Here is a 20,878-nt window from a genome sequence, read left to right on the forward strand (position 1 = left end):
GATTCTGGTGTGATGCGACGCGGATCGCACGGGAGGTAAAGTATCATGTCCGACAGCGCCTTGCCGCTGGTGATCAGCGCACCCGAACCGCGCACGCTCGACCTGATCTTCACGCCGGCTGCGCTGGCGAAATTTCGATCGAAATACCGCATCGTCGAAACATCGCCCGAAGATGTCGCAGCCTTGCCGGCTGATGTGCTTGCCGAAACCCGCTACATCGTCGGCCAGCCGCCGATCACGCCGGAGACGCTGGAGAAAATGAAGGCGCTGCGCTGCGTCTTCAATGTCGAGAGCAACCTTATCGACAACATGCCGTACGAGGCGCTGTTTTCGCGCGGCATCCATGTCGTCACCACCGGGCTGGTGTTTGCCGAGCCGGTGGCCGAGCTCGGCCTTGCCATGGCGCTCAACCTCGCCCGCGGCATCGTCGACGCCGATCTCGCTTTCCGTCACGGCAAGGAGCTGTGGGGCGGCGACGGCAACCGGACGGCGCGGCTTCTTTCCGGCGCGGATGTCGGCATTATCGGCTTCGGCGATCTTGGCCGTGCGCTCAACCGGCTGCTGTCAGGCTTTCGCACGCGGACAAAAGTCTTCGACCCGTGGCTGCCGCCGTCGATCCTTATCGAAAACGGCGTCGAGCCGGCCTCTCTCGACGACGTTCTGTCGAACAGCGATTTCATCTTCGTCGTCGCTTCGGTGACCAGCGAAAACCAGGGTTTCCTTGGTGCCGAGGCGTTTGCCAGGATGCGCAAGGGAGCCGCTTTCATCCTGCTCAGCCGAGCCGGCGTGGTCGATTTCCCGGCACTGATGGACGCCGTCCGCAGCGGCCATATCGTCGCCGCCAGCGATGTTTTTCCTGAGGAGCCTCTGGCCCAGGATCACCCGGTCCGTACATTGCCGGGGTTCCTGCGCTCCGCCCACCGGGCCGGCGCGCTTGACATCGCCTTCAAGCGGATGGGCGACATGGTGCTGGAAGACATGGACCTGATCGACCGCGGCCTGCCGCCGATGCGTTCGAAGCGGGCCGAGCGTGAGACCGTTTCGCGAATGCGTTCGAAGCCGGTCGACAAGAATTAAGCCGCCTGCCGACGGTCGCACATGCTCAGACGGTGAAGGACCAAAACAGGCAGGCCAGTGTCGCTGCGGCGAAGACGACGAAGAACAGGCTTCTCAACAAGATGTTGCGGCGCAGCTCGTTGATGAACAGATGGCACCCGACGACGGCTGCGACAAACAGGAAGCGCCAGTTCAGCAGTGCGGAGAGCACATCGCGCTGACCGAAAGCAAATCTCGCGGCGAGACATCCAACGATGAGCGCAAACAACACGATGACCGTCCAGAAGATCGCATCGGCGGCATGTGTCAGGACGATGCCAGCGAGCCTGATCGGCAGAACCATCATCAGCAGTGCGCTGAAAAAATAGATCGCCGCGAGCGGAATGAACGTCCCCGCATCGGCGACGTCGCTCAAGCGCTTGGCGCCGATCGCGCCATAGGGATAGCCATGCCTGGCCACCGCCAGGCTGAGCGCCATCAGCAAGGCCGTCAGCACGGCGGCAAGCGCGAATGAGGTCAGGGCTTTGCTCATGGGGCTCCCGTTCCGAGCGAATCGAAGTCAGAACGTTGGTAGCCCATGGTTTGTAAATTGCTAGTAAGCTCATGCAGCGGCGCGGCAGAGTTCCTCCGCGCATCACTCCGCAGCTTGCAGACGCCGCCCGTCGATAATGGTCTTGATCTCGGCGCGGCAAGAGCCGCAATTGGTGCCGGCGTGAAGGACGGCGCCGATTGCCGCGACGCTGGTACAGCCGCCGCGTACCGCTTCCGCGATCTGGTTGACACCGACCCCGAAACAGGCGCAGACGATGGCACCGCGGTCGACGCTGTTGCCGCCCGGCCGCCCGGCGACAATCGCCAACCGCGCCTGCCGATCGGCATGGTCAGCACCAAGTTGTTCGACCGCCCAGCCGCGCGACACCGCCACCGGGGTAGGCGCCAGATAGAGCGAGCCGACCAGCCGACTGCCCGCGAAACGGGCGAAGCGATGGTGCCCGCCGGCGATGTCGTGATAGGCGAGCGTCTCGCCTTCGAGGCCGAACAGCGAGGCGGCAAACCCGGTCCAGTCGCGGCTGTCCTGCAGCGCAATTTCGAGGCGCCAGCCGGCGGGGCAGCGGGCGAGGCTCCAATAATCGGCGTCGATCGAGGCGGGCCGTTCGGCAAGCACCGCGAAACCGAAGGCTGCGGCAGCGAAGCGTTCGAGGCGGGCGGCAACGTTCTTCGAGGCCGGCTGACCTGAAATCGCATCGGTCGTCGGCGGGACCAGTGCATCGACACGCGCGCGGGCGGAGATCTGATCGGTCCAGTGCATCGGAACGAATACAGAGCCTTGGCGTTGGCGCACCGTCACCAGCGCGCGGACCAGCACCTCGCCATGGCCAGTCGAGACGCGCACGATGTCGGCATCGCCGATACCATAGTGCTGCGCATCCGCCGGGTGGATTTCGACGAACGGTTCGGCCATGTGCTGCGACAGGCGCGGGCTCTTGCCGGTCCGCGTCATGGTGTGCCAATGGTCGCGGACGCGCCCGGTGTTGAGGACGAGCGGGTAGTCCGGGTTGGTGCGGGTTTGTGCGGCTGGGCGGATGGCAATGAAGCGCGCCTTGCCGTCGGGCGTGTAGAAATTGCCGTTGGCGAAGAAGCGGGTGCTGGCTGAGCTATGTCCAGCCTGAACACCCCCCTCTGGCCTGCCGGCCATCTCCCCCTCAAGGGGGGAGATTGGCGGCTTTGCCGGCACCGCCTTTTCAGCAATGGCAACGATTGGCGAAACCGGTGGCGACATCCAATCTCTCCCCTTGAGGGGGAGATGGCCGGCAGGCCAGAGGGGGGTGCCTTGGCTCGGCGCTGGCCATTGGAATGGCGCCAACTCCTCATACGTCCGTGCATCAATCCCGGCGTACGCGCCTATATCAAAATCGCGAACGCCATCATTCTCGAAGCCCGACAGCGCCGCGTGCTCGGCGAAGATGTCGGCCGGCGACACATGCGAAAAAGCCTCGCCGAAGCCCATCCGCTTGGCGACTTCAGCGATGATCCACCAATCTGGCCTTGCCTCGCCGGGCCTGGCCAAAAAAGCCCGCTGGCGCGAGATGCGGCGCTCCGAATTGGTGACGGTGCCATCCTTTTCGCCCCATGCGGTGGCCGGCAGCCGGACATGGGCGTGGCGGACCGTGTCGGTCTCGCCCAGCACGTCCGAGACCACAACAAACGGGCAGGCCCTGATCGCCGCCTCGACGGCATCGGCGTCCGGCATCGAATCGACCGGGTTGGTGGCCATGATCCACAGCGCCTTGATGCGTCCGTCGGCCACCGCTTGGAACATCTCGACCGCTTTCAGGCCGGGTTTTTCGGCGACGGTTGGGGCATTCCAGAAGCGCTGCACGCGTTCGCGGTGCTCGGGGTTTTCGATCTCCATGTGGGCGGCCAGCATGTTGGCCATGCCGCCGACCTCACGGCCGCCCATGGCGTTGGGCTGGCCGGTCACCGAGAACGGCCCGGCGCCGGGCTTGCCTATGCGGCCGGTGGCTAGATGGCAGTTGATGATGGCGTTGACCTTGTCGGTGCCCGAAGACGACTGGTTCACGCCCTGGCTGTAGACGGTCACCGTCTTCGCCGTCGCGGCAAACAGGCTGTAGAAGCGGGCCAGTTCGTCCTCACTGAGACCCGTGGCAGCCGCGATGCCGGCAAGATCGAGCGCCGAGGCGGCGAAAAGCGCTTGCCCGAAGCCGGTCGTGTGCGCCGTGATATAGGTGCGGTCCAGCGCGTTGTGCTGGCCGAGATAGGCGAGCAGCCCGGTGAACAAAGCGACGTCGCCATCGGGCGCGATCGCCAGATGCATGTCGGCGATGTCTGAGGTCATCGTGCGGCGAGGGTCGATCAGCACCACCTTCATCTCGGGCCGCTTTTCCCGGGCAGCGGCAATGCGCTGGTAGAGTACCGGATGGCACCAGGCGAGATTGGAGCCGACCAGCACGATCAGGTCGGCAAGTTCCAGATCCTCGTAATTTCCCGGAACGGTGTCCGAGCCAAAGGCGCGGCGGTGGCCGGCGACCGACGAGGCCATGCACAGGCGCGAATTGGTGTCGATATTGGCCGAGCCGATAAAGCCTTTCATCAGCTTGTTGGCGACGTAATAGTCCTCGGTCAGCAACTGGCCGGAAACATAAAAGGCGACCGAACCGGGGCCGTGTTCGGCAATGGTTTGCGAGAAGGTCGAAGCGACAAGGTCGAGCGCTTCGTCCCAGTCGGTGCGGCGACCGCGGATCTCCGGGTATAGCAACCTGCCGTCGAGGTCGATGGTCTCAGCCAGCGCCGAGCCTTTGGAGCAGAGCCGGCCGAAATTCGCCGGGTGGTCCGGGTCGCCACGAACGGTTAGTTCACCGTCCGCGGCGACCTTCGCCAGCACGCCGCAACCCACCCCGCAATAGGGGCAGGTGGTCCTCACCTCGCGCGCTTCATCAATCTGCATGGTTCACGCCGCGCGGCTGGCCAGCGCTTCCAGCGCAATGAACAGCCGCTCGCCGTCGATCCGCACCGCAATGGTGCGCACCGCGCCCTCGTCCGCGCCGAGCGCCTTGCCTGTCTCCAGCGAGATCACCCAATTGTGCAAGGGACAGGTCACCGCCGTGCCATGGACGATGCCCTGGCTGAGCGGCCCACCTTTGTGCGGGCAATGGTCGTCGATGGCGAAGACTTGATCGTCGGCCGTGCGGAAGACGGCGATCTTGCCTTCGGGCGTGGCGACGCAGCGCGCGCCGCGACGCGGAATGTCCGAGAGCGTGCCTATCGATACCCAGTTCATGTGGCTATTCCTCTTTTGCGCGTGTTCTTGTCCGAAAACGCATTCCACTTTTCGGGAACACGCGCCTACTCCGCCGCCTGGGCAAAGCCGACCGAAGCCATCGGCCGGAATTCATGCTTGTCCTTGCCGGAAGCACGTTCCGACCATGGGTCGACCTGGGCGAATTTCTGCGAAAAGACGAAGCGGTCGAAATAGGCTTTGCGCTTCTCGCCATCGTCCATGATCTGACGCTTGATCTCAGCTATGCCGACGCGCTTGGCCCATTTGTAGATACGCTCGAGATAGCGGCCCTGCTCGCGATACATCTGCGTCAACGCCACGATATGCTCCAGCGCCTCGTCCTCGGTCTTGACCAGGCCGAGCACTTCGGTGCCCTTGATGTCGAGACCGGCGGCGCCGGCGAAATGGATCTCGTAGCCGCTATCGACGCAGATCACGCCGACATCCTTGCAGGTCGCCTCGGCACAGTTTCGCGGGCAGCCCGACACCGCCATCTTGACCTTGGCCGGGGTCCACGAGCCCCACATGAATTTTTCGATACGGATGCCCAAGCCGGTCGAATCCTGCGTGCCGAAGCGGCACCAGTCCGAGCCGACGCAGGTCTTCACCGTGCGCAGTCCCTTGGCGTAGGCGTGGCCGGAGACGAAGCCAGCCTGGCCGAGATCGGCCCATACCGCCGGCAGGTCTTCCTTGCGGATGCCGAGCATGTCGATGCGCTGGCCGCCGGTGACCTTGACCATCGGGATCTCGAACTTGTCGACGACGTCGGCGATCGCGCGCAATTCGGCGGCGTTGGTGACGCCACCCCACATGCGCGGCACTACCGAATAGGTGCCGTCCTTTTGGATGTTGGCGTGGACGCGCTCGTTGATGAAGCGCGACTGGTAATCGTCGGCGTATTCGTCGGGCCAGTCGCAGACGAGATAATAGTTGAGCGCCGGCCGGCATTTGGCGCAGCCGCAGGAGGTCTTCCACTCCAGTTCCTGCATGACGGCGGGAATGGTCTTCAAGCCCTTGGCCTTGATCAGCCGGCGGACCTCGTCATGGCCAAGCGCGGTGCAGCTGCACATCGGCTGGACCGCCGCGGGGTTGTATTTGTCGCCGATGGTCAGCACCATCAGCTTTTCGACCAGCCCGGTGCAGGAGCCGCAGGACGCCGACGCCTTGGTGTGGGCGCGCACGTCGTCGAGCGAGGTCAAGCCCCTGGCCGTGATCGCGCCGGTGATCTTTCCCTTGCATACGCCGTTGCAACCGCAGATTTCCGCATCATCCGGCAAGGCTGCAACGGCCGCCATAGGGTCCAGTGGGGCGCCTCCCTGGTAGGACTGGCCGAAGATGAGCGTATCGCGCATCTCGGATATGTCGGTCTGCTTCTTCTTGAGGTCGTTGAACCAGGCGCCGTCCGCCGTCTCGCCATAGAGCACGGTGCCGATGATGCGGTCGTCCTTGAGTACCAGGCGCTTGTAGACGCCGGCCGCGGCATCGCGCAGCACGATCTCCTGGCGGTCATCGCCCTCGGCGAAGTCGCCGAGCGAGAACAGCTCGATGCCGGTGACCTTGAGCTTGGTCGGCGTGTCCATGTGGACGAAAGCCGCCGCCTCATTGCCGGCCAGATGGCTGGCGGCGACGCGCGCCATCTCGTAAAGCGGCGCGACCAGCCCGTAGACCTGGCCGTTGACCTCGGCGCATTCGCCGATTGCGTAGATATCGGGATCGTTGCTGCGCATGCCGGCGTCGACGACGATGCCGCGATTGACCGCAATGCCGGCTTCCTTCGCCAGCGCCGCATTCGGCCTGATGCCCACCGCCATGACGACGAGCGTTGCGGGAATGACTGTGCCGTCGGCAAGCTCCACCCGCTCCACCTTGCCGTTGCCGGTGATCGCCTGGGTGTTGGCCTTGGTGATGACCTTGATGCCGCGCTGCTCGACGGCGCGCTGCAGGAGATATCCGGCGGCCGGATCGAGCTGACGCTCCATCAGCGTCGGCATGACGTGCAGCACGGTGACGTCCATCCCTTGCGCGTTCAGACCCGCAGCCGCTTCCAGGCCGAGCAGGCCGCCGCCGATGACCACCGCCTTGGCCCGCGACTGGGCGGCAAGCATCATCGCCCGGACGTCATCGAGATCGCGATACGTGAGCACGCCGGGCAGATCATGGCCTGGCACCGGAATGATAAACGGCACCGAGCCGGTGGCGATGACGAGCTTGTCGTAGGGCTCGGTCACGCCATGATCGGAGGTGACGGTCTTTGCCTGCCGGTCGATGGCGACGATCTTGTGGCCCTTGTAGAGGGTGATGCCGTGCTTGATGTACCAGCCGTCGCCATGGATGATGATCTCCTCATAGGCCTTTTCGCCCGACAGAACCGGCGAGAGCATGATGCGGTCGTAGTTCACGCGCGGCTCGGCGTTGAAGATGGTGACCTGGTAGCGCCCAGGCGCCTTTTCCAGGAGGTGCTCCAGCATGCGCCCGGGGGCCATGCCGTTGCCAATGATAACGAGTTTCTCGGTCATGTCCTGATCCACTCCGGTCTCACTCAGCCGCGTAGGAAAGGCCTGAAGCTTCGTCAGACGCCGTGCGCTCCATCCGCCGGATGGAAGAATGCATCCAGGCAAAGCAGGTGGCGACGATGACGAAGAGCAGCATGAAGCAGCTCGACCAGACGCCGGTGAGGTCGTTGAGCACGCCGAAGGCGATTGGCAGGATAAAGCCGCCGAGCCCGCCAATCATGCCGACAACGCCGCCGACCGCGCCGACACTCTGCGGATAGTAAGCCGGGATGTGCTTGTAGACGGCGGCCTTGCCGAGGCTCATGAAGAAGCCGAGCACACAGGCAACGGCTATGAAGGCCAGCGGGCCGATCTCGAAATGGAAGGCGATCGGCCCGCTGATACCGCGCACGACGTAGTCTGCCGAGGGGAGAGACAGAACGAGAGTCGCGACGGCACTGACAGCGAAGGTGCAGTAGAGCACGGTCCGGGCGCCGATCCGGTCGGAAAGCACGCCGCCATAGGCGCGGAAAATACTTGCCGGAATTGAATAGGCCGCCCCGATCATGCCGGCGGTCGCAAGCCCGAAGCCGTAGACGCCGATCAGGTAGCGGGGCAGCCACAGCGAGAGCGCCACGAATGCACCGAAGGCGAAGAAATAATAGAAGGCGAAGCGCCAGACCTGCAGGTTCTTGAGCGGCGCGAATTCCTGCAAGAAGCTTCTCGCGGGCGCTGCCTTGCCGGCGCGGCGCTCGCGGATGACTGGATCGTCGCCGGTCGTGAACCAGAAGACGGCGGCCATGACGACGAGTGCTGCCGCCCAGATCAGCGCGACCGACTGCCAGCCCCAGGAGAGAAGCACGAACGGTGCCAGGAACTTGGTGACCGCGGCGCCGACATTGCCGACACCGAAAATGCCAAGCGCCGTACCCTGCTTGCCGGCCGGGAAGAAGCGCGAGACATAGGCGACACCGACGGCGAAGGAACCGCCGGCGAGCCCAACGCCTAGTGCGGCGACCAGCATCTGCCCGTAGGTGTGCGCAAAAGCGAGCAGAAAGGTCGCGACCGCCGCCGCAAGCATGGTCGCGGTGTATACCAGCCGTCCGCCAAAACGGTCGGTCCAGACACCGAGCACCATACGGACGAGCGAGCCGGTGAGGATCGGCGTGCCGACGAGCAGGCCGAACTCCGTCTCGTTCAGCCCCAGCTCCTGCTTTATGCGCACGCCGATGATTGAAAAGATCGTCCACACCGCGAAGCAGACGGTGAAGGCGATGGTGGACATGGCAAGCGCCTGCCGGGGAGCGCTGTCCTGGCTGGGCGCGGCTGGGAGATTTGCGGTCATTTTCTGGCTCCGGTTTGCGGCGTGGGAGGCACCGCCCTTGTCTGTTCGTTCGCGACTGTCAGCGGCGCAGCATCGGCGAACTGGTTGAAACCGACCTTTGCGCGGTCACTTCGAGACCCTTGCCGTCAGTCTTGGCGCCGGCGGGAAAGAGGAGGAGCGCGGCGGTGAACAGCGCCGCCGTCAGCGCGCTGACGGCCAGAAAATCGCGGCGCGTGAAGTCCGCGAGGGAAGCGCCAGTTCCAATCCGTTTCGTCATCGTCGTCTCCGGTTGGGCGCCGCTTGGGACCAGCGCCGTCGATTGCGTCAAAACAAAAAAGCCGCCGGCCAGGTCTTCGCGTCCGGGGTTCCGGGAGCGCGTGTGGACCTGAGCGGCAGCTTTGCCTGTGGCGCCCGCCATTGGACGCCGTTTCACTTGGCCCTTGCGGACCCTACATTTTGGAAAGCAGGAAGCGTGCCAATTCGACAGCGCTCTTAATTATCGAATGAAATCAATATGAACCGCAGCCGCGCGACTTTTGACCAAGCTCGGCAGCGGATCAAAGATTAGTCAAAATGCCTTGCACAGCAGCATAATATTTGTGCAATGCGGTAGATTGCCCATTGCCGATGCAGATTGCCAATGATGATGACGAGTTTTCCCGTTATGGCCTTACTCCGCGGCTTCGACGAAGCGGTGGCGTTCGTAGAGGAATTTCAGCACCGCCTCGCGGCAGCGCAGGAAGGTGCGGTCGGAGGAAAGCTCGATGCGCCGACGCGGCCGGGCCAGCGGCACGGGAAGAACCTCGCCGATGGTGGCCGCCGGCCCGTTGGTCATCATGACGATGCGGTCGGACAACAGCACCGCCTCGTCGACATCGTGAGTGATCATGATCGTCGTCGAGCCGAGCCTCGAATGGATATCCATCACCGCATCCTGAAGATGGGCGCGCGTCAGCGCGTCGAGCGCCCCGAACGGCTCGTCGAGCAGCAGGATCTTCGGCTCCATGGCCAGCGCCCGGGCGATGCCGACGCGCTGCTTCATGCCGCCCGAAATCTCGGCCGGACGTTTGTCCTTGGCATGCGCCATCTGAACGAGATCGAGATTGCGCATGATCCATTCATGCCGCTCGGCCCGGCTCTTGCTCCGGCCAAAGACCTTCGTGACTGCCAAATTGATGTTTTCGTAGACGGTGAGCCATGGCAGCAGGCTGTGGTTCTGGAACACCACGGCGCGTTCCGGGCCGGGACTATCGACCTCCTTGTCTTCGAGCAGAACCGCGCCGGCCGAGACCTTGGTCAGGCCGGCGATCAGGTTGAGCAAGGTCGACTTGCCGCAGCCGGAATGGCCGATGATCGAGACGAATTCGCCCTTGTCGATGGTCAGCCGGATGTCCTTCAGCACGTCGCTGACCTGGCTGCCGCGGGCGAAGGATTTGTCGATATGGTCGAGTTTCAGATAGGCCGTCATCGTCCCTCTCCTCACTTTGCCGTTGTGCCGCGGGTGACGAAGGCGCCGACCGCCGCGACCAGGCGGTCGAGGCAGAAACCGGTGACGCCGATATAGGCGAGTGCGACGATGATGTCGGGCAGCCGCGACGAATTCCAGGCATCCCAGATGAAGAAGCCGATACCGACGCCGCCGGTCAGCATTTCGGCGGCGACGATGGCCAGCCACGACAGGCCGATGCCGATGCGCAGGCCGGTGAAGATGTAAGGTGCCGCGGCCGGCACCATGATCTTCACAAAGAACTCGAACTGGTTGAGCCGGAGGATACGGGCGACGTTGCGATAGTCCTCTGGAATGTTGCGGACGCCGACGGCGGTGTTGATGATCACCGGCCAGATCGAGGTGATGAAGATGACGAAGATCGCCGACGGGCTGGAATCGCGGAACGCCGCCAGCGACAGCGGCAGCCACGCGAGCGGCGGCACCGTGCGCAGGATCTGGAAGACCGGATCGAGACCGCGCATCGCCCAGATCGACTGGCCGACGAGCGCGCCGAGCGCGACGCCGACGATTGCTGCCAGGCCGAAGCCCATGGCGACGCGCTGCAGCGACATCAGCACCCGCCAGGCGAGCCCAATGTCCTGCGGGCCATTGTCGAAGAACGGGTGGGCGATCAGGTCATAGGCCTCGTTCCACACCTGGCTCGGCGGTGGCAGGCTGGCTGTGGGCGACGAACAGGCGACCTGCCAGACGACGAGCATAATGGTGATGACGATGACCGGCGGCACCAGCGTGCTGGCCAGCTTGCCTGCGATCGCGGCCGGGTCGAAGCGGCGCCGCGCCCTGGCGGTGAAGGCGATGATTTCGGCGGGCTTGGCAGGCGCGGGGAGCGGCTTCACCTTGCGGTCCTCGATGGCTTGGATAGACATTTCTCGAAAAACTCCTTGGCGGCAGGTGCAATGCAGGCGGCGCTGCCACCGCCTGCCGCGCATCTATGTCAGGCTCAGGCCGACACCTTGATTTTCAGGCTGTCGAGATAGGCGGACGGGTTCTCCGGATCGAAGATCTTGCCGTCGAAGAACGTTTCGGTGCCGCGCGACGTAGACGCCGGAATATCGGCCGCGGCGACACCAAGATCCTTGGCCGCCTCGCGCCACAGATCCTCACGGTTGACTTGGCCGACCAGTGCTTTGATGTCGGTGGTCGGCGCGAACTTGCCCCAGCGGATATTTTCGGCGAGGAACCAGCTGTCGTGGCTCTTGAAGGGATAGGACACGCCGCCCTGCCAGAACTTCATGTAGAGATCGGTGCCGTTGGCGACGCGGCCATTGCCGTAATTGATGTCGCCCTTGAGGCGGCCGATGATGTCGGCAGTCGGCACGTTCATCCATTGCCGCTTGCCGATGATGGCGGCCATCTCGTCCTTGTTTTCCTTGGCTTCGCACCATTGCTGGGCTTCCATGACGGCCATCAGGATCGCCTTGGTGGCGTTCGGATACTTGTCGATGAAGGCGGCGCGCAGGCCGAGCGCCTTTTCCGGATGGCCCTTCCATAGCTCGCCAGTGGTGGCGGCGGTGAAGCCGACGCCCTGGTGAACCAGCTGCTCGTTCCACGGCTCGCCGACACAGAACACGTCCATGTTGCCGACCTTCATGTTGGCGACCATCTGCGGCGGCGGCACGACGATGGTCGAGACGTCCTTGTCGGGATCGATGCCGCCAGCGGCCAGCCAGTAGCGCAGCCAAAGATCGTGCGTGCCGCCCGGAAAGGTCATGGCGGCCTTCACCTCCTTGCCTGCGGCCTTCTTGACGGCGAAGGCGTCCTTCAGCTTTGAGGCGTCGAGGCCGACGCCGGTGCCGGCATATTCCTGGGCGACGGAAATGCCCTGGCAGTCGTAGTTGAGCCGGGCCACGATCGCCATCGGCAGCGGCTGCTTGTTTTGCGTCACCTTGCCGGTGTGCATCAGATAAGGCATCGGCGTCAGGATATGGGCGCCGTCAATGCCGTTGGCTTCGCCGCCGAGCACCAGATTATCGCGCGTCGCCCCCCAGGAGGCCTGCTTGAGCACCTCGACATCGGGCATGCCGAATTTCTCGAACAGGCCTTTCTCCTTGGCGATCATCAACGGTGCTGCATCAGTCAATGCGATGAAGCCGAGCTTGGCGCCGGTGACTTCCGGCGCGGCGGGCGCCGCATAGGCGCCGGAGGGCAGCAGCGCACGCGCCGCGGCCAGCGTTGCCGCGGTGGCCGCGCTGATCCTCAGGAAATCCCGGCGGCTGATCGCCGTTTGGGCGGAATGGCTCTTGATGCGTTTCGTCATCGTCATCTCCGGTTGGGCGCGGCTTGGGATCGGCGCCGTCGATTGCGTGTTCGACCAAAACAAAAAAGCCGCCGGCCAGGCCGCGCGCGTCCGTCCATCCGGGATCGCGTGTTGACCTGAGCGGCAGCGTTGCCTGTAGCGCCCGCCATTGGACGCCTATTCCGTGACCCGAGAAGAGTCTGCCTATTGCAACGCAGGAACCGTGCCAGTTTCGGAATGGATGACAAACATCAACGAGATCAACGACATGCCAAAATCGTCGGCGCGCCGGCCCGCTGGGCGAGCAAGCCAAAGATTGTTCATTAGCGCAGTTGCACGCACATTTTTTGTGCAGCGCACAAGAATGCCGCCGAAATGATCAGACTTCGGCGCGCGCCAATTTCTGGCCGGCAATGTAGGCCTCGATCTCGTCGGGATCGAAGATCTGGCCATCGAAGAAACCATCGGGACCGAGCACCAGGCTTGCCCCCGCCGAACCGACCGGAGTCGCGGCCTTCAGCGCGCCCTCGACCTTGGCATTGGCACCGGGAAGCGCCACGCCAAGCGGCTTCAACGCCGAGCGGTAGAGATCGGGGCGGTAGCAGTCGCGGGCAATAGCGAGGTTTTCCGGCGTGTGCGCGACATGCCCCCAGCGCACCATCTGCGTGTAGAACCACAGCGCATGGCTCTTCCACGGGAAGTTCGCCGCCTTGCTGAAGGACAGAAAGAAGTCGCCGACGCTCAGTTCGGCGCCGCCGCCGAGCGCAAGATGGCCGCTGAGGATCGGCATCTGCAGCGCCGGCTCAAGCCCGAGGAAGGCCGGCTGCGCCATCAGGGCCGCGAGTTCGCCGCGGTTTGCCGGATCCTGGCACCAGCGCGCCGCATGATGCAGCGCGCGCAGCAGGGCCGAAAGCGCCTCCGGCTCTCTTTCCGCCCATGCCTTGCGCACGCCGACGACTTTCTCGGGGCTGGTCTTCCAGATGGCCGCCTTGATCGTGGCAATATGGCCGGTGCCCGCGACGACCGAGGCGCTGTTCCAGGGTTCGCCGACGCAGTAGCCGTCGATCCTGCCAGCGGCGAGTGCGTCGGCCATGAAGGGGGGCGGCACGATGACGATCTCGATTTCACGCGACGGGTCGATGCCACAGGCGGCGAGCCAGTAGCGCAATTCGTAATTGTGCCCGGAGTGCGGATGGACGACGGCGAAGCGAAGCGGATCGCCGCCGCCATTCGCCCGTTCACGAATCAGCGCTCCCAACGCCTTGCCGGCCCGCGCCGGATCGAGATCGGGTTGGGCGCCGTGCGCGGCCATGCCGGCCCAGACCGCGTTCGAAACCGTCACGCAATTGCCGCCGAGGCCGAGCGAGAACGGCACGACGGTATCGGAGGCGAGCGGCGTCAGCCCCAGATTGCAGGCGATCGGCATCGGCCCCAGCATGTGAGCCAGATCGAAATGGCCGATGGCGATGCGGTCGCGGATGTTGGCCCAGGATGTTTCCCGGTTGAGCGTCAGGTCGATGCCTTCACGCAGGGCGAAGCCGATTTCCTTCGCCGCGACAAGGACAGCGCTGTCGAAGAGCGGCATGAAGCCAGCATTGATCCGGTGCTCGGCCGCCATTCTCAACTCTCCTCGGGATCCAGCAGGCCTGCCGCCGTTACCAGGCTCTGGGCGATCTCGGCGATCTTGCGGTTCTGGTTCATGGCGGTCTTGCGCAGCAGCGTATACGCCGCGTCCTCCGACAGGCCGCGCGACTTCATCAGGATGCCCTTTGCGCGATCGATCACCTTGCGGCTTTCCAATTCGCTGCGGGCTTCTTCCAGTTCGCGCGCCATGCGCGAAAACGCATTGAAGCGGCTGATTGCCATGTCGAGGATCGGCTTGACCCGCTCCTGACGCAGGCCGTCGACGACATAGGCCGACACTCCGGCTTCCACCGCTGCTTCGATCGAAGCCTGATCCGAGCGGTCGACGAACATGGCGATCGGCCGCTTCACCAAGCGCGACAGCTGGAACATGTTTTCGAGCATGTCGCGATTGGGATTTTCGAGATCGATGACGATCACGTCGGGTTCGATCTCGGCTATCCGCCGCGCTATGCCGGCGACGTCATGGATGACCGTGACCTGCTGATGCCCGGCCTCCCGCAATCCCGCTTCGATTATCGAAGCGCGGATGTGGTTCTCATCGATCACCAGGACAGTGAGGGATTTGCGGATCATGCCGCATTTTGCGCAGGCGAGACGATTGTGCAATGCGGCATCGCGAGATTCACGGAAACAAAGCCGGCGTCCAGGCGCCGCCTGAGGAATTGGACGCGACGGCCAGCGTCGCGGCGGTGGTGCTGGGGCGGTCGGCGACAACGAACGGGCAACGCGCCTGTCCGGCGTACGCTGCTGGCAGGTGATCACCGCGCTCTACGTTATCTCGAGCGTGCTCGTCGGCACTGCACTACATCGGCCTGATCAAGGCCGTCGCTCGCCGACCCGCTGGTGCTGCCTTGGGTGGCCGCCGCCGTCGTCGGCGGCACCTCGATCTTCGGCGGCCGCGGCGGCTGCACCGGCACAATCAACGGCGCTGATCCCTACCGCGCTGACGACGCTGCTGACGATTTTGCAGATGCCGGAAGGGGCGTGGTGGATATTGTTTGGGTTAATCGTGCTGTTTGTGACGGCGGCCTATTTGCGGATTGTGGAGGAGAGATAGGGGGAAGCTGAGGCGGGGGCTGCTTTGACCCAATCACGACGCTCACTCCGGTCAGTGGTAACGTCCGGATTTGGCGCGCGATTCCGACCTCAGCGAACGAAGTTATGACACGCCATTCCAGTGTATGCTTGCTTCGCCAAATTGGGTGTGCGCTGCAATAGCAGCCCGAGACAGTCGCGCTTGCCGAAGGGGCTGTCGGCTTTGACGGGATTGGCGTAAGCTACAGTTAAGGGGGTGCACACATGCACCGCATCATCGCCATAGCGATCTTAGTTCTCGCGGCCGTGTTCAGCTCCGCGCGGGCGGAGGTGCTGATCGGCGTCTCGGCTGCGATGACGGGACGGCTCGCCTGGATCGGCGAGCAGGGACAGCGCGGCGCGGAGATGGCAGTGGCCGACGTCAACACGGCGGGCGGCGTGCTCGGCCAGAAGGTGAGGCTCATCTCGGTCGACGACTTCTGCGATCCCGAGCAAGCTGTGGCGGCCGCCAAGAAGCTGGTGGCTGACGGGGTCGTGCTCGTCGTCGGGCATTATTGCTCCGGGGCCTCGATCCCCGCATCAAAAGTGTACGAGGAGGCAGGCGTCGTTGAGATATCCCCAGGCTCGACCAATCCGCAGCTGACCGAACAGGGCCGTGCCAATGTCTTTCGCACCATTGGCCGCGACGACGCGCAAGGTTTCATCGCCGGCAACTACCTTGCCGATCGCTGGGGCAACAAGAAGATTGCGATCCTCCACGACAATTCGACCTATGGGAAGGGTCTCGCCGACGAGACCAGGAAGCAGCTGAACAAGCGGGGCGTGACTGAGGCCGTTTACGACGCATACATTCCCGGGAAGGACGACTATTCGGCCGAGGTCGCTACGTTGCAGACCGCCGGCGTCTCCGCCTTATATGTGGGTGGGTATCATGCCGAGGTTGCGCTGATTGCTCGCGCTGCACACGACAGTGGCTACACGGTTCAGCTCATATCCGGAGATGCTTTGGCGACCGAGGAATTTGCCCTGATCGCCGGCCCCGCGGCGGAGGGGACCCTCTTCACGTTCCCGGCGGACCCGAGGCGAAGCCCCGAAGCGGCCGCGGTCGTTGAGCAGTTCCGTGCGGAGAATTTCGAACCCGCGGGCTACACGCTGTTGAGCTACTGCGCGGTCCAGGTTTGGGCCCAGGCAGTCTCGAAGGCAGGTTCGCTGGAGCAGAAGGCCATCATTGCGGCACTGCACGAACAGGAATTCGACACCGTCATCGGCCGGGTCGATTTCGACGACAAGGGCGACCTCACGAAGCAGAGTTGGGTTTGGTACGTCTGGCGCGGCGGAGAGTACGTGCCGGTTGAATAGGGTTCGCTGATCGCCGGCGTGCCGGCTGAGATGTCTAGTCTGATGCAGACCAGTGTGGCCGGACTGTTCCGACTCGCCGAGCTTGAACGCCTCGGCATACGCGGCCGGCTGTTGCTCGCCTTTTTCGGGATCAGCGCCCTTGCGGTGCTGGCAACCGCTGCGGCGCTTTATGCCTTCCTCCAGGTTGGCGACGTCGTGGACCGAATTACCACGGATCGAGTGCCGTCGGCGCTCGCCTCCCTCCAGCTGTCGCGCCAGGCCGAACGGGTCGCTGCTGCCGCGCCATCGGTGCTGGCAGCGACAAGCAGGGCTCAGCACAGCGAGGTCTCGGCTGCCGTCGCGCTCGAGATGTCCCGCCTCGAGGCCCTGCGCACGGACCTCCGGGATGCCACGTTGGGCACAGTGCCTTTGGCCGAGATCGAGGAAGCCGCGATTGTTCTGAGGCGCAACCTGAAGGAGCTCGACTCTCTTGTTGTCGCCCGGCTCGACGTGGTCGCCCGCAAGGAGGAGCTCCTGAACCGCCTCGCCGCGACGACGACCGGAAGCCAGCGCCTTGTGGCCACCGGCATCCTAGTAATGGATTCCAGGCTCCCGCAATGGCGGGCGGTCGCGGCCGACACGTCGCTGTCGCCCGATCGACGCGCAGCGGCGATGGCCGACCTGGTCCAGGCGATTGCGGCTTACATTCCCCAGCAGAAGGCGCAGCTGGAGATCTCGGCGGTCAACGACGCGCTGGTGAAGGTCGCGAACGCGCCGACGCCGGGCGACCTGGCGTTGATCCTTTTTCCGCTACGCCGTTCGCTCACTGCTCTTGAAAAGGTTTCCACGGAGATCGACGAAAAGCTGCGGACCCGCTTCCGGCAGCGTGTTGACGAGTTCAGGGGTTTGACCGACGGCGAGGACAGCATCCCCAAGGTGCGGGAGGACGAGTTTGCTGTCCTGGCACAGGGCGAAAGGCTTCTGGCCGAGAACAATCGACTGTCGCGCAATCTCACCGCTGGCGTCGATCGCCTGGTCGCCACGGCAGATCAGGAGATCGCTGCGTCCGGTCGCGAAGCCGCGCTCGTCCAGCGCTACGGCACCGCGGTTGTACTCGGCTCCGCCTTTCTCAGCCTCCTGAGTTCGGTTCTGGTTGTCTGGCTCTATGTCGACCGCAGCCTCCTCGCCCGACTGGGGGCCGTGAGCCAAGGCATGCTCGCGATTGCGGGGGGCAATCTTCGTGCGCCGCTGCCAGCCGCGGGCAGCGACGAAATCGGGCGCATGGCCGAAGCGCTGAGACTCTTCCGGGATACTGCTGTCGAGGTCGAGGAAAAGAACCTGCGCGACGTTGCGGAAGCTCGTCAGCGGCTCATCGATGCCATCGAAAGCATCTCCGAAGGATTCGCTCTGTACGACTGGGAGGACCGGCTCGTCCTCAGCAACAGCCGCTACCGCGAATTGCTCTACACCGGTCTGGAGACCGAACTGACGCCCGGCACGACATTCGAGCAAATCATTCGCCGATCCGCTGAGCGCGGCTACATCAGGGACGCCGAGGGGCGGGTCGAGGAGTGGGTCGCCGAGCGCCTCTCGCGGCACCGCAACCCTGGCGAACCTTGGGTGCAGAGGCGAGGCGACGGGCGATGGGTCATGGTCAGCGAGCGGCGGATCAGCGCCGGCGGCACGGTCGCCGTCTATTCGGACATCACTGAGCTGAAGCAAAGGGAGGAGAACCTCGCCGAGAAATCCGTGGTTCTGGAGGCGCTTTCCAGCAAGCTGGCGAAGTATCTGGCGCCCCAGGTGTATCGCTCGATATTCACCGGCCGCCAGGAGGTCAGGATCGCCAGCCAGCGGAAGAAACTGACAATATGCTTCTCCGATATCGCCGGCTTTACCGAGACCACTGACAAAATGGAATCCGAGGATCTCACCCAACTCCTCAATCACTATCTGACGGAAATGTCGAAAATTGCTTCGGATCACGGCGCGACGATCGACAAATATGTCGGCGACGCGATCCTGATGTTTTTCGGCGATCCCGAGACTCGCGGCGTCAAGGAGGACGCGCTGGCTTGCGCGCAGATGGCACTTGCAATGCAAAAGCGGATTAGCGAGCTTGCCGAAGTCTGGCGGGACATGGGGATCGAAACACCGCTGCGCTGTCGCATCGGCATCCATACCGACTACTGCACCGTCGGTAACTTCGGCAGCGAGGACCGGATGGACTACACGATAATCGGCGGCGCCGTGAATCTCGCCTCGCGCCTGGAGCAGGAGGCGCCGCCGGGGGCCATCCTCATTTCCTACGAGACGTTTGCGCAAGTGAAGGACGCAATCGACTGTGAGGAACTGGGGCAAGTCCAGGTCAAGGGGATCGCCTATCCCGTCGCCACCTACCGCGTCATCGATCTGAAGGCCAATCTGGCGGCCGCTCGTCGTGCTGTTCGAACCGAGCTGCCGCACTTCAGGTTGGAACTTGAACCGGAGCTGATGTCCCCTGACGAGCGTGGCGATGCCGCCAATGCACTTCGAGACGCGCTGGATCGGCTTCGTCACAAGCCTGGGTAGTAGGGCTTGGTCCACAACGACCCCTCCCAATGGACACAAGGAGTGGGATGTGGGACGCCGCTCATTGGCGCTATCGATGCGAAGGCCGCAGAACGGTCGCGGTCAGTCTTCGAACTCGGGCGGAACGTCCGCATCGGAGCCGAGACTTAACATTCACGGCATCACTGGCAAGGTCCGGATATGGCGCAAAACAGACTTAGCCCCTGCCTGATGAGCGGTGCTTTCTCAGTGTGAGTTCGTCCCCCCATCACACCAAACTCCCCTGCTCCGCCTCCTCCGCATTGGGATCCCCCGGTGCCGTTGCCCAGGCGAGCTCCACCAGCGTCACCGTCCGCCGGCCGGCTCCGTCGAGCTGGCATACGATCAGCCCCTGCTCCTCGATATAGGTCAGCAGGCGCCGGGCGCGGCGCAGCGAGTGCGAGCCGTAGGCGCGGGCGATTGCCGCGTCGCTCGGGCAGGGCCAGCCCTCCTTGGCGGCGCGAGCGATCATCATGAACACGCCTTGCATGTCCTCGGGCAGCAGCGAGGCGCGCGCCGAGACGTCCTGCCAGGCGTCGTCGCCCGCCATGTCGGAGCCGAGGCCGGCGCGGGCGCGGGTCAGCATGCGGCGGAACTCGGGCAGGTCCGGCACGACCGAGGCGAGGCCCTCGATGCGGCAGCGGACCACGAACTCCTGATAAAGCACGCCGATGACCCGGAAGCCGGCATCGGGTTGCGCCAGCACGGCGCGCAGCACCCGGTCGACGCGCTCGCGCCGCTCCGCCAAATCCTCGGCGCTGATTTGCGCCTCCGCTGCTTCCGGGCGGATTTCCAGCGCCGCCGACTTCGCCGCCATCAGCTGATCGAGTAGATCCGGCGACGAGCGGCGCTGCGGCCGGACGGTTTCCGGCGGCGGGGCCGCCAGGATGATCGCACGGGCATCCTCCAACGCCGATTCCGGCAGCGGCATCAGGCGCGGGGTCGCGTTGCGCGGGCTTGTATCTGTCGGGCCGATGCGCAAGCCGAGCGGACGGCGCGACAGCGCCGGGCCGAGCGCCATGAATTGCCCGCGCTCGAGGTCGCGAAAGGCCTCGGCCTGGCGCCGCTCCATGCCGAGAAGGTCGGCGGCGCGCGCCATGTCGATATCGAGAAAAGTCCGGCCCATGAGGAAATTGGAAGCCTCGGCGGCGACGTTCTTGGCAAGCTTGGCCAGCCGCTGGGTGGCGATGATCCCGGCCAGCCCGCGTTTGCGGCCACGGCACATCAGATTGGTCATGGCGCCGAGCGAGAGCTTGCGCGCCTCGTCCGAAACCTCGCCGGCGACGGCCGGCGCGAACAGCTGCGCCTCGTCCACCACCACCAGCATCGGGTACCAGTGGTCGCGGGCGACCTCGAAAAGCCCGCCGAGGAAGGCGGCGGCGCGCCGCATCTGGTTCTCGGCGTCGAGCCCCTCGAGATTGAGCACCGTGGAGACGCGGTGGATGCGCGCCCGCTCGCCGGCGCTCTGCAGGCCGCGCTCGGTATGCTCCTCGGCGTCGATCACCAGATGGCCAAAACGGTCGCCCAGCGTCACGAAGTCACCTTCGGGGTCGATGATGGTCTGCTGCACCCAGGGCGCGCTCTGCTCCAAGAGCCGGCGCAGCAGGTGGGACTTGCCGGAGCCCGAATTGCCCTGCACCAGAAGCCGCGTCGCCAGCAGTTCCTCAAGATCCAGCGCCGCCGGGGCGCCTGCGCTCGTCTGGCCCATCTCGATCGCAACGGTCATGTCTCGACTCTCCTTGCGGAGAGGGCTTATCAACCGCATCACAGCCCGTCGAGCGCGCCATGGCCGGCGCTCCGTGTTGCGCACAGGCTGGATGTCGCGGACGATCGAGGATACGGAACGTACCGTTTC

General features: G+C 64.3%; 16 protein-coding genes and 1 pseudogene. 5 read left to right on the forward strand and 12 right to left on the reverse strand.

Translation table 11 applies throughout. The annotated features are described in order from the left end of the window. The first annotated feature begins 45 nt into the window (after nt 1-45). Complete coding sequence (locus NKJ73_RS03365; RefSeq protein WP_352568353.1) at nt 46-1,077, forward strand: hydroxyacid dehydrogenase; 1,032 nt, start codon at nt 46-48, stop codon at nt 1,075-1,077. A 25-nt stretch (nt 1,078-1,102) separates the two neighbouring features. Here NKJ73_RS03365 and NKJ73_RS03370 read toward each other — a convergent pair whose 3' ends face one another. The 9 genes from NKJ73_RS03370 to NKJ73_RS03410 all read right to left on the reverse strand — a co-directional run bounded on the left by NKJ73_RS03370 (nt 1,103) and on the right by NKJ73_RS03410 (nt 12,438). Continuing rightward, nucleotides 1,103-1,588 carry a hypothetical protein gene (locus tag NKJ73_RS03370; RefSeq protein WP_352568354.1) on the reverse strand — a complete coding sequence of 162 codons (486 nt, stop codon included), beginning with the start codon at nt 1,586-1,588 and terminating at the stop codon, nt 1,103-1,105. A 102-nt stretch (nt 1,589-1,690) separates the two neighbouring features. Next, complete coding sequence (locus NKJ73_RS03375) at nt 1,691-4,522, reverse strand: nitrate reductase (RefSeq protein WP_352568356.1); 2,832 nt, start codon at nt 4,520-4,522, stop codon at nt 1,691-1,693. Between the two features lie 3 nt (nt 4,523-4,525). Beyond that, nucleotides 4,526-4,855, reverse strand: coding sequence for a nitrite reductase small subunit NirD (gene nirD / locus NKJ73_RS03380; protein WP_023676297.1), 330 nt, complete (start codon nt 4,853-4,855; stop codon nt 4,526-4,528). Between the two features lie 65 nt (nt 4,856-4,920). Then, nucleotides 4,921-7,371 (reverse strand): nitrite reductase large subunit NirB, encoded by a 2,451-nt coding sequence (gene nirB / locus NKJ73_RS03385; RefSeq protein WP_023676296.1) that lies wholly within the window; start codon nt 7,369-7,371, stop codon nt 4,921-4,923. A 19-nt stretch (nt 7,372-7,390) separates the two neighbouring features. After that, nucleotides 7,391-8,692: an MFS transporter gene (locus NKJ73_RS03390; protein ID WP_352568357.1), complete on the reverse strand. Its 1,302-nt coding sequence runs from the start codon at nt 8,690-8,692 to the stop codon at nt 7,391-7,393. Between the two features lie 58 nt (nt 8,693-8,750). After that, complete coding sequence (locus NKJ73_RS03395; protein ID WP_352568359.1) at nt 8,751-9,089, reverse strand: hypothetical protein; 339 nt, start codon at nt 9,087-9,089, stop codon at nt 8,751-8,753. 252 nt (nt 9,090-9,341) lie between these two features. Next, nucleotides 9,342-10,139 carry an ABC transporter ATP-binding protein gene (locus NKJ73_RS03400; RefSeq protein WP_023676293.1) on the reverse strand — a complete coding sequence of 266 codons (798 nt, stop codon included), beginning with the start codon at nt 10,137-10,139 and terminating at the stop codon, nt 9,342-9,344. A gap of 11 nt (nt 10,140-10,150) precedes the next feature. Next, nucleotides 10,151-11,047: a nitrate ABC transporter permease gene (gene ntrB, locus NKJ73_RS03405; protein WP_352568361.1), complete on the reverse strand. Its 897-nt coding sequence runs from the start codon at nt 11,045-11,047 to the stop codon at nt 10,151-10,153. 74 nt (nt 11,048-11,121) lie between these two features. Next, complete coding sequence (locus tag NKJ73_RS03410; protein WP_352568362.1) at nt 11,122-12,438, reverse strand: CmpA/NrtA family ABC transporter substrate-binding protein; 1,317 nt, start codon at nt 12,436-12,438, stop codon at nt 11,122-11,124. On the opposite strand from NKJ73_RS03410, the gene NKJ73_RS03415 reads away from it, so the two are divergent. Next, nucleotides 12,425-12,553 carry a hypothetical protein gene (locus NKJ73_RS03415; RefSeq protein WP_280952097.1) on the forward strand — a complete coding sequence of 43 codons (129 nt, stop codon included), beginning with the start codon at nt 12,425-12,427 and terminating at the stop codon, nt 12,551-12,553. The genes NKJ73_RS03410 and NKJ73_RS03415 overlap by 14 nt on opposite strands. A gap of 243 nt (nt 12,554-12,796) precedes the next feature. Here the strand turns inward: NKJ73_RS03415 and NKJ73_RS03420 are convergent, their stop codons facing one another. Next, complete coding sequence (locus tag NKJ73_RS03420) at nt 12,797-14,035, reverse strand: CmpA/NrtA family ABC transporter substrate-binding protein (RefSeq protein ID WP_031211676.1); 1,239 nt, start codon at nt 14,033-14,035, stop codon at nt 12,797-12,799. A 2-nt stretch (nt 14,036-14,037) separates the two neighbouring features. After that, nucleotides 14,038-14,637, reverse strand: a complete 600-nt coding sequence (locus NKJ73_RS03425; RefSeq protein ID WP_352568364.1) for an ANTAR domain-containing response regulator — start codon at nt 14,635-14,637, stop codon at nt 14,038-14,040. Nucleotides 14,638-14,764: 127 nt separating this feature from the next. Between NKJ73_RS03425 and NKJ73_RS03430 the strand changes: the two are divergent. From NKJ73_RS03430 to NKJ73_RS03440, 3 genes and pseudogenes are all read left to right on the forward strand, one after another. Next, nucleotides 14,765-15,121: pseudogene (locus tag NKJ73_RS03430) on the forward strand (ABC transporter permease subunit); the annotation flags it as partial. Between the two features lie 242 nt (nt 15,122-15,363). After that, nucleotides 15,364-16,458, forward strand: coding sequence for a branched-chain amino acid ABC transporter substrate-binding protein (locus NKJ73_RS03435; protein WP_352448431.1), 1,095 nt, complete (start codon nt 15,364-15,366; stop codon nt 16,456-16,458). Nucleotides 16,459-16,500: 42 nt separating this feature from the next. Then, the gene (locus NKJ73_RS03440) at nt 16,501-19,005 is read left to right on the forward strand and encodes an adenylate/guanylate cyclase domain-containing protein (RefSeq protein ID WP_352454712.1); all 2,505 of its coding nucleotides are present in this window, start codon (nt 16,501-16,503) and stop codon (nt 19,003-19,005) included. Nucleotides 19,006-19,252: 247 nt separating this feature from the next. Here the strand turns inward: NKJ73_RS03440 and NKJ73_RS03445 are convergent, their stop codons facing one another. Next, nucleotides 19,253-20,749 carry a helicase HerA domain-containing protein gene (locus NKJ73_RS03445; protein ID WP_352568365.1) on the reverse strand — a complete coding sequence of 499 codons (1,497 nt, stop codon included), beginning with the start codon at nt 20,747-20,749 and terminating at the stop codon, nt 19,253-19,255. Nucleotides 20,750-20,878: the final 129 nt, after the last annotated feature.

The organism is Mesorhizobium sp. M0074 (assembly GCF_040322975.1).
Lineage (GTDB): Bacteria > Pseudomonadota > Alphaproteobacteria > Rhizobiales > Rhizobiaceae > Mesorhizobium.

Bases quoted from the DNA above. Each gene is read 5' to 3' on its own strand.
- NKJ73_RS03365 (WP_352568353.1), top strand. From the start codon at position 46: ATGTCCGACAGCGCCTTGCCGCTGGTGATCAGCGCACCCGAACCGCGC.
- nirD (WP_023676297.1), bottom strand. From the start codon at position 4,855: ATGAACTGGGTATCGATAGGCACGCTCTCGGACATTCCGCGTCGCGGC.
- NKJ73_RS03370 (WP_352568354.1), bottom strand. From the start codon at position 1,588: ATGAGCAAAGCCCTGACCTCATTCGCGCTTGCCGCCGTGCTGACGGCC.
- NKJ73_RS03425 (WP_352568364.1), bottom strand. From the start codon at position 14,637: ATGATCCGCAAATCCCTCACTGTCCTGGTGATCGATGAGAACCACATC.
- NKJ73_RS03420 (WP_031211676.1), bottom strand. From the start codon at position 14,035: ATGGCGGCCGAGCACCGGATCAATGCTGGCTTCATGCCGCTCTTCGAC.
- NKJ73_RS03445 (WP_352568365.1), bottom strand. From the start codon at position 20,749: ATGACCGTTGCGATCGAGATGGGCCAGACGAGCGCAGGCGCCCCGGCG.
- nirB (WP_023676296.1), bottom strand. From the start codon at position 7,371: ATGACCGAGAAACTCGTTATCATTGGCAACGGCATGGCCCCCGGGCGC.
- NKJ73_RS03390 (WP_352568357.1), bottom strand. From the start codon at position 8,692: ATGACCGCAAATCTCCCAGCCGCGCCCAGCCAGGACAGCGCTCCCCGG.
- NKJ73_RS03400 (WP_023676293.1), bottom strand. From the start codon at position 10,139: ATGACGGCCTATCTGAAACTCGACCATATCGACAAATCCTTCGCCCGC.
- NKJ73_RS03415 (WP_280952097.1), top strand. From the start codon at position 12,425: ATGCGTTTCGTCATCGTCATCTCCGGTTGGGCGCGGCTTGGGATCGGC.
- NKJ73_RS03435 (WP_352448431.1), top strand. From the start codon at position 15,364: ATGCACCGCATCATCGCCATAGCGATCTTAGTTCTCGCGGCCGTGTTC.
- NKJ73_RS03375 (WP_352568356.1), bottom strand. From the start codon at position 4,522: ATGCAGATTGATGAAGCGCGCGAGGTGAGGACCACCTGCCCCTATTGC.
- NKJ73_RS03440 (WP_352454712.1), top strand. From the start codon at position 16,501: ATGCAGACCAGTGTGGCCGGACTGTTCCGACTCGCCGAGCTTGAACGC.
- ntrB (WP_352568361.1), bottom strand. From the start codon at position 11,047: ATGTCTATCCAAGCCATCGAGGACCGCAAGGTGAAGCCGCTCCCCGCG.
- NKJ73_RS03395 (WP_352568359.1), bottom strand. From the start codon at position 9,089: ATGGCGGGCGCCACAGGCAAAGCTGCCGCTCAGGTCCACACGCGCTCC.
- NKJ73_RS03410 (WP_352568362.1), bottom strand. From the start codon at position 12,438: ATGACGAAACGCATCAAGAGCCATTCCGCCCAAACGGCGATCAGCCGC.